The organism is Variovorax sp. J22R115, assembly GCF_030317005.1.
Classification (GTDB): domain Bacteria; phylum Pseudomonadota; class Gammaproteobacteria; order Burkholderiales; family Burkholderiaceae_C; genus Variovorax.
On record NZ_JASZYM010000010.1, the window covers coordinates 165992 to 177789 of the forward strand.

An 11798-nucleotide genomic window follows, 5' to 3' on the forward strand; every position below is an offset into this window, starting at 1 on the left:
GAGAAGAGACGGAGAGGGGGAAGAGAAGAGAAAGCGGAGAAGGTCGGTTCACTATGCCCATGCTGTCATCGAATTGCAATCTTTCCGAACACGTACAAAGGGCCATTCCCCGTAGGGATTTCCCAACGCCATGAATCTGATAGCTGTCCCCTCGCCACGGCCCCGGCGCGAGGCGGGCGAAGCCCGGCAAGTCCGCGAGACACCGCGGTTCCGGCGCCGCCGGTCCGCCGGTGTTGCCCCCGGCAGGGGGTAGGCGAAGCGACACGCAGTGCGCGCAGCCTGGGGGCGAGCCTACTTCCAGGCGGCGCGCATGCGGCGCAACAGGTCGATCGTGGCGGCTGGCGCCGGCACGTGCGGCGCTCTCTCTGGCGGCGGCGGCCACGTCTGCTGCTCGAAGCGCTCGGCGTCGGACGCCGTGATGAAGCGCGTACGCCCCGCATACAAGTGTCGGTCGCCGCGAACCGCTTGTTGCGTGACGTAGAAGCGCTGCGGCACCAGCAAGTGCAGATGGTCGCGCGCACGCGTCATCGCGACGTACAGCAACCGCCGCTCCTCTTCGAGTTCTTGCGCCCCCTGCGCAACATCGGCCGGAATGCAGCCGTCGACCACGTTCAACACATGCACCGAGGTCCACTCCTGCCCCTTGGCCGAGTGAATGGTCGAAAGAATCAGGTAGTCCTCGTCGAGCAGGGGAGGCCCCGGCCGGTCGCTGGTGGCTTCGGGCGGGTCGAGCGTGAGTTCGGTCAGGAAGCGCTCGCGCGACGCATAGCCCGACGCCAGTCGCGCCAATTGTTCGACATCGCCGCGGCGCAGTTCGGCGTCCTCGTGGAGGCGCTCCAGATGCGGCAGGTACCACCGCAGCGCCAGGTCCATATCGGCGGGCCAGGCAAGCGCAGGCTCGCGCAGCGCTGCATAGATGGCGGCAAATCGCGCCCACTCGGTCTGCGCGGCGGAGGGCGGAACGAAGGCCTGCACGACCGCACCCGGATCGGCCGCTTCGGCCATTGCGTCGAGCAGACGGGTGGAAGTGACCGGCCCGATGCCCGGAATCAGTTGAGTGACGCGGAATCCCGCCATGCGCCCTCGCGGGTTCTGCGCAAAGCGCAGCACGGCGAGCAGGTCCTTTACATGCGCGGCTTCAAGAAACTTGAGCCCGCCGTATTTGACGAAGGGAATGTTGCGCCGCGCCAATTCAAGCTCGAGCGCGGCGCTGTGCGTCGACGTGCGAAACAGCACCGCCTGTGATTTGAGCGCCAGGCCGCCTTCGCGATGTGCCAGAACGCGGTCGGCCACCCAGCGTGCCTGCTGCGCCTCGTCGGGCACCAGCACAAGTTGGGGTCGGCCGGCCGAAGACTTGTCGGTCCAGAGCGTTTTCGCATGGCGCTCCGCGGCGGCGGCGATTACGGCGTTCGAGACATCGAGGATGGGCTGCGTCGAGCGGTAGTTGCGCTCCAGCGTGACGATTCGCGCGGGCCGGCTGAACTGCTGTGGAAAGTCGAGGATGTTGCGAACCGTTGCACCACGAAATGCGTAGATCGACTGCGCGTCGTCGCCCACCACCGTGACGCCACGTCCATCCGGCTTCATCGAACGCAGGATGGCGGCCTGCAGCAGATTCGTGTCCTGGTATTCGTCGACCAGCACATGATCGAAGCGCGCGCCGACGTGCTCGGCGAGTGTCGGCTCCGCCACCATCTCGGCCCAGTACAGCAGCAGGTCGTCGTAGTCGAGCACGTGCTGCTGCTGCTTGGCCTCGACATAGGCGCCGAACAGCCGCTTGAGTTCGGATTCCCATTCTGCGCACCAGGGAAACGCGTGTTTCAGCACTTCCGCCAGCGGCGCGCAGGTGTTGACGGTGCGCGAGTAGATCGAGAGGCAGGTGCCCTTCTGCGGAAAGCGCCGCGTCGTGGACGACAGGCCGAGGTCGTTGCGCACCAGCCCCATGAGGTCTTCGGCGTCGCCACGATCATGGATGGTGAAGTTCTCGTCCAGGCCGACCTGCGCCGCGTACTCGCGCAGCAGCCGCGCGCCGATGCCGTGGAAGGTGCCCGCCCAAGGCAGCGCCGGCGGCGCGTCGGTTTTCAGGCCGAGCACGCGCGCCAGCACCTGTCCGGCCCGGCGCTCCATCTCCTGCGCGGCACGGCGGGAGAAGGTCAGCAGCAGGATGCGCTGCGGATCGGCGCCGCGCGCGATCAGGTGGGCCACGCGGTGGGCCAGCGTGCTGGTCTTGCCGGAACCCGCGCCGGCGATCACGAGCAAGGGGCGATCGTCCCGCAGCACGTCGCCCAGGGCGACGTCCACACCGTGCTCCACCGCCGCGCGCTGCTCGTCGTTGAGCTGGGCGAGCGCGGTCGCCAGGCGATCGGTCTGGCTGGCGGAGGTGGGTTTCGCGACGCTCTGCATCGACGCAACTTTACTGTATGTCCATCCAGATACGGCCGGCGATGCCCGGAGGGCGGATGACATAATCGCGCCTCGCTGCAAACCGGAGCCTTTCATATGGAAATCGACCCGTCTCGGCAGCTTTCGCTCCCCCTCTGACACGTCCGTTGGCGAGGGAGTTGAAAGCGCCCCACCCCCTTCGCCCAACCGCCAGACCATTCACGGGAGTGAGCCATGCTCAACATCTTCACGCTCGCCAACGGTCGCCTCGTCCAGGAAGAGATCGAGGCGCTCGAAGAGCTTTCCCAGTTCCAGCCCATCTGGGTCGACCTCGAATCACCCACCGTCGAGGAAAAGCGCTGGATCAAGCAGTACTACGGCCTCTCCATCCCCGAAGACGCGATGGACGAGGACATCGAGGAATCCGCCCGCTTCTACGAAGAAGACAACGGCGAACTCCACATCCGCAGCGACTTTCTGATCGATGACGACGAGAACCCGCGCTCGGTGCGGGTGGCCTTCATCCTCAACCAGCACAACACGGAACTGCGCAGCCGCGGCGTGCTGTTCTCGATCCACGACGAGGACGTGCCCGTCTTCCGCCTGTTGCGCATGCGCGCACGCCGCGCGCCCGGCCTGATCGAGGACGCCAAGGAAGTGCTCCTGAAGCTGTTCGACGCCGACGCCGAATACTCGGCCGACACGCTAGAGAACATCTACGACGAACTCGAATCCGCCGGCAAGAAGGTGCTCTCGGGCAACGTGAGCGACGAACTGGCCGGCGAGGTGCTCGGCCTGATCGCGCGGCAGGAAGACTTGAACGGCCGCATCCGCCGCAACGTGATGGACACCCGCCGCGCCGTGAGCTTCATGATGCGCAGCCGCATGCTCAACGCCGAGCAGTTCGAGGAGGCGCGACAGATCCTTCGCGACATCGAATCGCTCGACAACCACACGGCCTTCCTGTTCGACAAGATCAACTTCCTGATGGATGCGACCGTCGGTTTCATCAACATCAACCAGAACAAGACCATCAAGATCTTCTCGGTCGCGAGCGTGGCGCTGCTGCCGCCGACCTTGATCGCGAGCGTGTACGGCATGAACTTCAAGTTCATGCCCGAACTCGATCTGAGCTACGGCTATGCCTACGCGATCGTGCTGATGATCGCGAGCGCGCTGGTGCCGATGTGGTACTTCCGCCGGCGCGGCTGGCTCAAATAGTCGCGGGCGCATCCGTCGGGAGCGTGGCCAGCCACGCGTCGATCACCGCGAGGCTGTAGCGGCTCGCGACCGCCGAGACGAATCGCGTGAAGTCGCCGTGGGCCGCGTCGTCGGCCCGATCGGAAATCGTGCGCACCGCGGCGAAGGGCACGCCGTAGTCGTGGCACACCTGCGCCACGGCGGCGCCCTCCATTTCGACCGCGAGCGCGTCGGGCAATGCCAGGCGCAGCGCTTCGCTTTCGGCCGAGGTCGACACGAAGCGGTCCCCGCTGACCAGCAGGCCGCGATGGACCTTCGGCGCGGTCAGTTTGAAGTCCTCGACCACCTTCTCGCCCAGGAGCGTGACCGGATCGCTCAGCAGGTCGGCGGCCACGACCGCCAACGCATCGCTGATTGCGGTGTCGGCCGCAAAGCGCGCGTGGCCGGTCAGCGGCACTTCGTACTTCGGGAAGATCGGCGAAGCGTCCAGGTCGTGCTGCAGAAGCCTGGTCGCCACGACCACGTCGCCGACGTCGACGCCCGGCGCCAGCCCACCGGCAACGCCGGTGAACACGATGGCCCGCACGCCGAATCGTTCCATCAACACCGTTGCCGTGGTGGCCGCCGCGACCTTGCCGATGCGCGACAGCACCGCGACCACGAGTTGCCCCTGCAGGTGGCCGACCCAGTAGTCCCGGCCGGCAACGTGGATGCGCTGCTCGTCAGGCATCTGCGCGAGCAGCGCCGCCAACTCCTCGTGCATGGCAGCCACGATGGCGATAGGCAGCCGGGGCGAATCGCTCATCGCGCGTCCTGTCTCAAGCCGTCACTGCTTGATGTCAACACCGTAGAAGGTATGGCGGCCGAACGGGCTCAATTTGAAGTCGACGACTTCCTTGCGAACCGGCTTCAACTGCACCGCATGTGCGATGGTGAACCACGGCGCTTGCTCCTTGAAGATCACTTGCGCCTTCTTGTAAAGCGCATCGCGCTCGGCCTGCTTGGGCACGTTCTTCGCCTGCACGACCAGGTCCTCGTAGGGCTTGTAGCAGAACTTCGCCACATTGCTGCCGCTGGCCGATTGCGCCGACGCGCAGCCCAGCAGGGTGTAGAGGAAGTTGTCCGGATCGCCGTTGTCGCCCGTCCAGCCGAGCATGCCCATCTGGTGCTCGCCGGCCTGCATGCGCTTGCGGTACTCGCCCCATTCGAAGGACTTGATCTCGGCCTTGACGCCGATCTTCGCGAGGTCGGCCTGCATCAGTTCGGCGATGCGCTTGGCGTTCGGGTTGTAGGGACGCTGAACCGGCATCGCCCACAGGTCGGTGGTGAACCCGTCCGGATAGCCCGCCTGCGCCAAGAGCTTCTTCGCGGCTTCCGGATCGTACGGGTCGTCCTTGATCGCGTCGTTGTATGACCACATGGTCGGCGGGATCGGATTCTTTGCGGCGACGCCGGTGCTGAGGTAGACGCCGTCGATGATGGCCTTCTTGTTGATCGCCATGTTGAGCGCCTTGCGCACGCGCACGTCGTCGAATGGCTTCTTCTGGGTGTTGTAGGCGAGGTAGCCGACGTTGAGACCGGCCTGCTCCAGCACCTGCACGTTGGGGTCCTTGCGGATCGCGTCCAGGTCGGCGGGATTCGGGTACGGCATCACGTGGCACTCGCCCTTCTGCAGCTTGGCCCAGCGCACCGACGCATCGGGCGTGATCGCGAAGATCAGGTCGTCGATCTTGGCCTTGCCACCCCAGTACTGCGGGAAGGCCTTGAAGCGGACGATGGCGTCCTTCTGGTACTGCACGAGATAGAAGGGGCCGGTGCCGATCGGATCCTGGTCGATCTTCTCCGGCGTGCCGGCCTTGAGCATCGCGATCGCGTATTCCTTCGACTGGATGCCGGCATAGGGCATCGCGAGGTTGGCGAGGAAAGGCGCCTCCGGCTTGTTCAGCGTGAACTTCACCGTGTAGTCATCGATGCGGTCGATGGACTTCAGCAGCTTGGGCATGCCCATGTCGTTGAAGTAGGAGTGGTTCGGGCTCGTGACCTTGAAGTAGGGGTCGTTCTCCTTCCACTGTCGCTCCATCATGAAGATGACGTCGTCGGCATTGAAGTCCCGCGTCGGCTTGAAGCTCTTGGCCGTGTTGTGCCACTTGACGCCCTTGCGCAGCTTGAAGGTGTACTCCGTGCCGTCGGGCGAAATGGTCCAACTCTCGGCGAGGCCCGGCACCACCTTGGTCGTGCCGCGCTCGAAATCGACGAGGTTGTTGTAGACCTGCGTGGTGGCGTCGAAAGAGGTGCCCGTGGTGTTCACGGCCGCATAGAAATTCTCGGGACTGCCCTCCGAGCAGTAGACCAGCGTCTTGGCCGAAGCGGCGCCGCAGGCGATCGCGAGCGCCGCCGGCGCCAGCAGCGCGGCAGTGCGAAGGCGGCGCGAGAGTTTGGAAGTGGGGGACATGTCGGTCGACTCCTTCAGGGTTGAATCCGCACTCAAGCGGGCAGGGAATGATCGGCACGGACTTCCGCCGCACCATCGAGAAATTTTTCGGCATGGTGGCAGGCCACCATGCGTTCGTCGAGCAGGCGCGGCAGCGGCCGTTCCGTGCGGCAGCGCTCGGTGGCATGCGCGCAACGCGTGTTGAACACGCATCCCGGCGGCGGCGCCAGCGGTGAAGGCAACTCGCCCTTCAGCACGATGCGTTCTGCCGCGAGGCCGGGTGTCGAGGCCAGCAGCGCCTGCGTGTACGGGTGCAGCGGCCGCGCGAAGATGCGCGCCTTGGGACCCTGCTCCACCGCATGGCCGAGGTACATCACCAGCACGTCGTGCGCGATGTGGCGCACCACGCCGAGGTCGTGCGAGATGAAGAGATAGGACAGCCCCAGCTCGGCCTGCAGATCCGCCAGCAGGTTCAGCACCTGTGCCTGGATCGACACATCGAGCGCGGACACGGGCTCGTCGGCCACCAGCAGGCGCGGATCGAGCATCAGCGCGCGCGCGATCGCGATGCGCTGGCGCTGGCCACCCGAGAACATGTGCGGATAGCGGTTGGCGTACTCGGGCCGCAGCCCGACGCGCGCCAGCATGTCCCGGGCCTTTGCGGCGCGCTCCGACTTGCCGAGCGACGTGTTGATCGCGAGCGGGTCTTCGAGCACGGCCGAGATCTTCTTTCGGGGGTTGAGCGAACCGTACGGGTTCTGGAACACCAGCTGCACGGCCTGCCGCAATTCGCGCCGACGCTCGGCGGGCGGGTCGACCGCATCGTGGCCAACCAGCGTGAGGGAGCCCGCCGTCGGCTTCTCGATCAACGCAACCATGCGTGCCAAGGTCGACTTGCCGCAACCCGATTCGCCGACCACCGCGAGCGTTCGGCCTTTCTCCAGCTTGAAGGAGATGTTGCCGACGGCCTGCAGATGCGCAGGGGCGCGAAAGAGTCCGCGCCGGACCGAATACACGCGCTGCAGCCCCTTGGCCTCGACGACCACTTCGCTCATCGCACGAACTCCACCACCTGCGCGCCATCGCGTGCAAGCGCCTCGTCGCGCCGGGGATCGCCGAGGGCGTAATGACAGCGCACCTGCCCGCCCATCCACTCCCGCAGTTCGGGCCGCTCGGTGCGCGAATGCGCCGTCGCGTAACTGCAGCGCGGCGAGAAGAGGCAGCCGGCCGGCCGATCGTGCACACCCGGGACCACGCCAGCGATGGTGGCAAGCCGCCCTTTGCCCGCGGTGCGTTCGGGCAATGCCGCAAGCAGAGCCGCGGTGTAGGGGTGCTGCGGCGCGGCGAACAGCTCGGTCACGCCGCGCTCCTCCATCACCTGGCCCGCATACATCACGGCCACGCGCTGGGCCATCTCGCTGACCACGCCCATGTTGTGCGTGATCAGCACCAGCCCCATGCCGCGCTCCTTCTGCAGGCTGCGCAGCAGGTCGAGGATCTGCGCCTGAATGGTCACATCGAGCGCGGTGGTCGGTTCGTCGGCGATCAGCAGGCGCGGGTTGCATGCGATCGCCATGGCGATCATCACGCGCTGGTTCATGCCGCCCGACAACTGGTGCGGGTAGGCGCCGAGGCGCGATGACGCAGCGGGGATGCCCACCTGTTCGAGCAACTCGGTCGCGCGCTTCTTCGCCTCGCGCTTGTCGAGGTTCAGGTGCAGGCGCAAGGTCTCCATCAACTGCCACCCAATCGTGAAGCAGGGATTGAGGCTGGTCGTCGGCTCCTGGAAAATCATCGCGACGTCCTTGCCGACGAGGCTGCGCCGCTCCTTGTCGGAGATGCCGAGCAAATCGTGGCCGGCAAAACGCAGGTGCTGCGCACGCACACGGCCGGGCCAGCCGATGAGGCCCATCAGCGCCATCATCGTGACGCTCTTGCCCGAACCCGATTCGCCGACGATGCCGAGCACCTCGCCCTGCTCCAGGCGCAGGCTCACGCCATCGACCGCATGCAGCGTGCCGCCTTGCGTGGGGAACTCCACATGCAGGTCGCGAATGTCTAACAACGGCATGGCGTGGGCAACTTCAGCGTTTGAGTTTGGGGTCCAGGGCGTCGCGCAAGCCGTCACCCAGCAGGTTGAATGCGAGCACGGCGGCGAGGATCGCGAGGCCCGGAAATGTCACGACCCACCACGCGCGCAAGACGAACTCGCGCGCGTCGGCCAGCATGGTTCCCCATTCCGGTGACGGCGGCTGTGCACCGAGGCCGAGGAAGCCCAGCGCCGCCGCATCGAGGATGGCGGTCGAAACCCCCAGAGAGGCCTGCACGATGAGCGGCGCGGCGCAGTTGGGCAGCACCTCGCGGAACATGAGGCGCAGCGTGCCCGCACCGCTCACGCGCGCGGCCGTCACGTAATCGCGCGACACCTCGGAGATCACGGCGGCGCGTGTGATGCGCACGTAGTGCGGCAGCACCACGATCGCGACCGCGAGCATCGCATTGATCAGCCCCGGCCCAAGGATCGCCACGATCACGATCGCGAGCAGCAGGCTCGGCAGCGTGAGGATCACATCCATCAGCCGCATGATCGCGATCTCGAGCACGCCACGAAAGAAGCCGGCGATCAGCCCCAGCGAGATGCCGACCGCGACCGAGATCGCGACGACGGCCATGCCGATCGACAGCGAGAGCCGCGCGCCATACATGAGCCGCGAGAGGATGTCCCGGCCGATGGCGTCGGTGCCCAGAAGATGCGCCATCGATCCGCCATCCTGCCAGGCCGGAGGGCGCAGGAAGGCTGTGCTGTCGGTCTGGTTGGGCGCATGCGGCGCGATCCACGGCGCGAACAGCGCCACCAGCAGCAGGAACACGACCACTCCCAGACCGATGACCGCGCCGCGATTGGCCGAGAACGAGCCCCAGAACTCGCGCCACGGCCCCGGTGGTGCAGTACCTATTTCGACGGGAACTGTGGTCGCGCTCATCGCGATTGCCGGATGCGGGGATTGATGAAGCCGTAGGCCAGGTCGACCACGACGTTGACCACCATCACGATGACGCCGAGCAGCAGCATGCCGCCCTGGAGCACGGGATAGTCGCGCCGGCCGATGGCCTCGATCAGCCACTTGCCGACACCGGGCCAGGAAAAGATGGTCTCGGTCAGGATGGCTCCCGTGAAGAGCACGCCAACCTGCAGCCCGATCACCGTGACTACCGGGATCAGCGCATTGCGCAGTGCATGCACGCCCACCACGCGCAGCGGCGCGAGTCCCTTGGCGCGCGCGGTGCGGATGTAGTCCTCGCCGAGCACTTCGAGCATGGCCGATCGCGTCATCCGCGCGATCACCGCGAGCGTGTTCGTGCCAAGCACGATGGCCGGCAGGATCAGGTGCTGCAGCGCCGAGAAAAACGCGCCCTTGTCATCCGACAGCAACGAATCGATGAGCAGGAAGCCGGTCACCGGCTCGATGTAGTACTGCACCGCGATGCGGCCCGAGACCGGCGTCCAGCCGAGCTGCACCGAAAAGAACAGGATCAGCAGCAACCCCCACCAGAAGATGGGCATCGAGTAGCCGGTGAGCGAAGTTGCCATCACGCCGTGGTCGAACAGCGAGTTGCGCTTGACCGCCGCAATGATGCCCGCCGGAATGCCGAGGATCAGCGCGAAGAGGATGGCGCACACCGCCAGTTCGACCGTGGCCGGGAAGAGCGCGAGAAACTCGCTCATCACCGGTTCCTGGGTGATGACCGACTTGCCCAGGTCGCCGTGCATCACGCGCTCGATGTAGATGCCGTATTGCGTGAAGAGCGGCTTGTCGAGTCCGTAGTCCTTCAGCAGTTGCGCGTGGCGGACCGGATCGATGCCGCGCTCGCCCGCGAGCGTCTCGATGGGGTCGCCCGGCACCAGCCGGATCAGGAAAAACGCAAGCAGCGTCATGCCGATGAAGGTCGGCACGAGGAGGCTTGCGCGTGTCAGGATGAATCGAAACATTCAGTCCCAATATGCAAGAGCGATGCCGGGTCGCGTCCCCGGCCGAACCCTTACTTTTTGACGTCGCGCAATTCGCGCCGCAGGATCTTGCCGACCGGCGTCTTGGGAAGATCGGTGCGGAACTCGATCACACGCGGCTGCTTGTAGCCGGTGAGGTTTGCACGGCAGAACTCGCGCACCTCGGCCTCGGTGAGGTCGGCGTCCTTCTTGACGATCACAAGCTTCACGGTCTCGCCGGTCTTCTCGTCGACGATGCCCACCGCGGCGCATTCGAGCACGCCCGGGATCTGTGCGACCACGTCCTCGATCTCGTTCGGGTACACGTTGAAGCCCGAGACCAGGATCATGTCCTTCTTGCGGTCGACGATCTTGAAGTAGCCGCGCTCGTCGACCACGCCGACGTCGCCGGTCTTGAAGTAGCCGTCGGCCGTCATGACCTTGGCCGTTTCGTCGGGACGCTGCCAGTAGCCGGCCATCACCTGCGGCCCCTTGACCGCGACCTCGCCGGCCTGGCCCAGGGCGACGTCGTGGCCGTCGTCGTCGATCAGCTTCACATAGGTGCTAGGCAAGGGCACACCGATGGTGCCGGTGTACGCGATGCTCGTCGTCGGATTGCAGGTGACCGACGGCGAGGTTTCCGAAAGACCGTAGCCCTCGCAGATCGGGCAGCCCGTCTTGTCGAGCCACAGCTTGGCCACCGCGCCCTGCACCGCCATGCCGCCGCCGACGGAGACCTTCAGGTTCTTCCAGTTGACGGTGCCGAAGTCGGGATGGTTCGCGAGGCCGTTGAATAGCGTATTCACGGCCGGGAAGCTGTGGAAGGTGTGCTTCGACAACTCCTTGAGCACGCCCGCGATGTCGCGCGGATTCGGGATCAGGATCAGCTTTCCGCCCGTGCGCATGCTCAGCATCATGTTCACGGTGAAAGCGAAGATGTGATACAGCGGCAGCGCGCAAACGCTGGTCGGCTGTTCGCCGGCGGGCACCTTCTGCATGACCGGATCGTTCCAGGCTTCGGACTGCAGCACGTTGGCGATCACGTTGCGTTGCAGCAGCACTGCGCCCTTCGACACGCCGGTGGTGCCGCCGGTGTATTGCAGCACCGCGACGTCGTCGGGACCGATCGCGACCGGCTGGACGGTGCGCGACGCGCCCTTTTCGAGCGCTTCGTTGAACCGCACCGCACCGGGCAGGCTGTATTGGGGCACCATCTTCTTGACGTTGCGCACGACGTAGTTGACCAGCGCACCCTTCAGCAGGCCCAGGCGGTCGCCCATCGCGGCCAAAACGACGTGCTTGACCGGCGTGGCCGCCATGCATTGCTGCAGCGTGGTGCCGAAGTTCTCCATGATGACGATCGCCTTGGAGCCCGAATCCTTGAGTTGGTGCTCCAGTTCCCGCGGCGTGTAGAGCGGGTTCACGTTGACGAGGATCAAGCCGGCGCGCAGCAGGCCCGCCACAGCGATCGGGTACTGCGGGCAGTTCGGCATCATCACGGCGACGCGGTCGCCCTTGACGAGGCCCAGGCCTTGCAAGTAGCCGGCGAAAGCACGGCTTTGACGGTCGACATCGGCGTAGCTCACGTCCTTGCCCATGAAGCTGTAGGCCGTGCGATCCGCGTACTTCGCGAAGCTTTCTTCCATGAGCGCGACCAGCGAGGGGTAGCGTGAGGCGTCGATGTCGGCGGGCACGCCTTGCGGATAGCTGCCAAGCCAGGGTCGGTCAGTCACAGTTAGTCTCCAATGCAAAATATTGTGTCGAAATTTGCCGCCATCGTAACTTGACGTTCGGATG

At 65.5% G+C, this 11798-nt stretch carries 9 protein-coding genes; 1 reads left to right on the plus strand and 8 read right to left on the minus strand.

Annotated features, from left to right (window positions below):
- Positions 1-291: 291 nt before the first annotated feature.
- Positions 292-2403, minus strand: coding sequence for an ATP-dependent helicase (locus QTI04_RS18970; protein ID WP_286617027.1), 2112 nt, complete (start codon positions 2401-2403; stop codon positions 292-294).
- 213 nt (positions 2404-2616) lie between these two features.
- Here QTI04_RS18970 and corA point away from each other — a divergent pair, with 213 nt between their 5' ends.
- Positions 2617-3603, plus strand: coding sequence for a magnesium/cobalt transporter CorA (gene corA / locus QTI04_RS18975; RefSeq protein ID WP_286603664.1), 987 nt, complete (start codon positions 2617-2619; stop codon positions 3601-3603).
- Here the strand turns inward: corA and QTI04_RS18980 are convergent.
- Genes QTI04_RS18980 through QTI04_RS19010 form a run of 7 tightly spaced genes read right to left on the minus strand, consistent with a single transcriptional unit; the run spans position 3596 to position 11734 of the window.
- Complete coding sequence (locus tag QTI04_RS18980) at positions 3596-4387, minus strand: 5'-methylthioadenosine/adenosylhomocysteine nucleosidase (RefSeq protein WP_286617028.1); 792 nt, start codon at positions 4385-4387, stop codon at positions 3596-3598. The genes corA and QTI04_RS18980 overlap by 8 nt on opposite strands.
- 21 nt (positions 4388-4408) lie before the next feature.
- Positions 4409-6034, minus strand: coding sequence for an ABC transporter substrate-binding protein (locus QTI04_RS18985; RefSeq protein ID WP_286603666.1), 1626 nt, complete (start codon positions 6032-6034; stop codon positions 4409-4411).
- 32 nt (positions 6035-6066) lie between these two features.
- On the minus strand, positions 6067-7068 hold the full coding sequence (locus QTI04_RS18990; RefSeq protein ID WP_286603667.1) for a peptide ABC transporter ATP-binding protein: 1002 nt from the start codon (positions 7066-7068) through the stop codon (positions 6067-6069).
- Positions 7065-8084 (minus strand): ABC transporter ATP-binding protein, encoded by a 1020-nt coding sequence (locus QTI04_RS18995; protein WP_286617029.1) that lies wholly within the window; start codon positions 8082-8084, stop codon positions 7065-7067. The genes QTI04_RS18990 and QTI04_RS18995 overlap by 4 nt, the downstream gene beginning before the upstream one ends.
- A 13-nt stretch (positions 8085-8097) precedes the next feature.
- On the minus strand, positions 8098-8997 hold the full coding sequence (locus tag QTI04_RS19000; RefSeq protein WP_286603669.1) for an ABC transporter permease subunit: 900 nt from the start codon (positions 8995-8997) through the stop codon (positions 8098-8100).
- On the minus strand, positions 8994-10004 hold the full coding sequence (locus tag QTI04_RS19005; RefSeq protein ID WP_286603670.1) for an ABC transporter permease subunit: 1011 nt from the start codon (positions 10002-10004) through the stop codon (positions 8994-8996). Before QTI04_RS19005 ends, QTI04_RS19000 begins: the two co-directional genes overlap by 4 nt.
- A gap of 50 nt (positions 10005-10054) precedes the next feature.
- Entirely contained in the window at positions 10055-11734 is a 1680-nt protein-coding gene (locus QTI04_RS19010; RefSeq protein WP_286617030.1) for a long-chain-fatty-acid--CoA ligase, read from the minus strand.
- Positions 11735-11798 lie beyond the last annotated feature (64 nt).

What these genes read in the sequence shown, in the direction of transcription:
- QTI04_RS18970 (WP_286617027.1), bottom strand. Translation starts at nt 2,403, where the DNA reads ATGCAGAGCGTCGCGAAACCCACCTCCGCCAGCCAGACCGATCGCCTG.
- corA (WP_286603664.1), top strand. Translation starts at nt 2,617, where the DNA reads ATGCTCAACATCTTCACGCTCGCCAACGGTCGCCTCGTCCAGGAAGAG.
- QTI04_RS18980 (WP_286617028.1), bottom strand. Translation starts at nt 4,387, where the DNA reads ATGAGCGATTCGCCCCGGCTGCCTATCGCCATCGTGGCTGCCATGCAC.
- QTI04_RS18985 (WP_286603666.1), bottom strand. Translation starts at nt 6,034, where the DNA reads ATGTCCCCCACTTCCAAACTCTCGCGCCGCCTTCGCACTGCCGCGCTG.
- QTI04_RS18990 (WP_286603667.1), bottom strand. Translation starts at nt 7,068, where the DNA reads ATGAGCGAAGTGGTCGTCGAGGCCAAGGGGCTGCAGCGCGTGTATTCG.
- QTI04_RS18995 (WP_286617029.1), bottom strand. Translation starts at nt 8,084, where the DNA reads ATGCCGTTGTTAGACATTCGCGACCTGCATGTGGAGTTCCCCACGCAA.
- QTI04_RS19000 (WP_286603669.1), bottom strand. Translation starts at nt 8,997, where the DNA reads ATGAGCGCGACCACAGTTCCCGTCGAAATAGGTACTGCACCACCGGGG.
- QTI04_RS19005 (WP_286603670.1), bottom strand. Translation starts at nt 10,004, where the DNA reads ATGTTTCGATTCATCCTGACACGCGCAAGCCTCCTCGTGCCGACCTTC.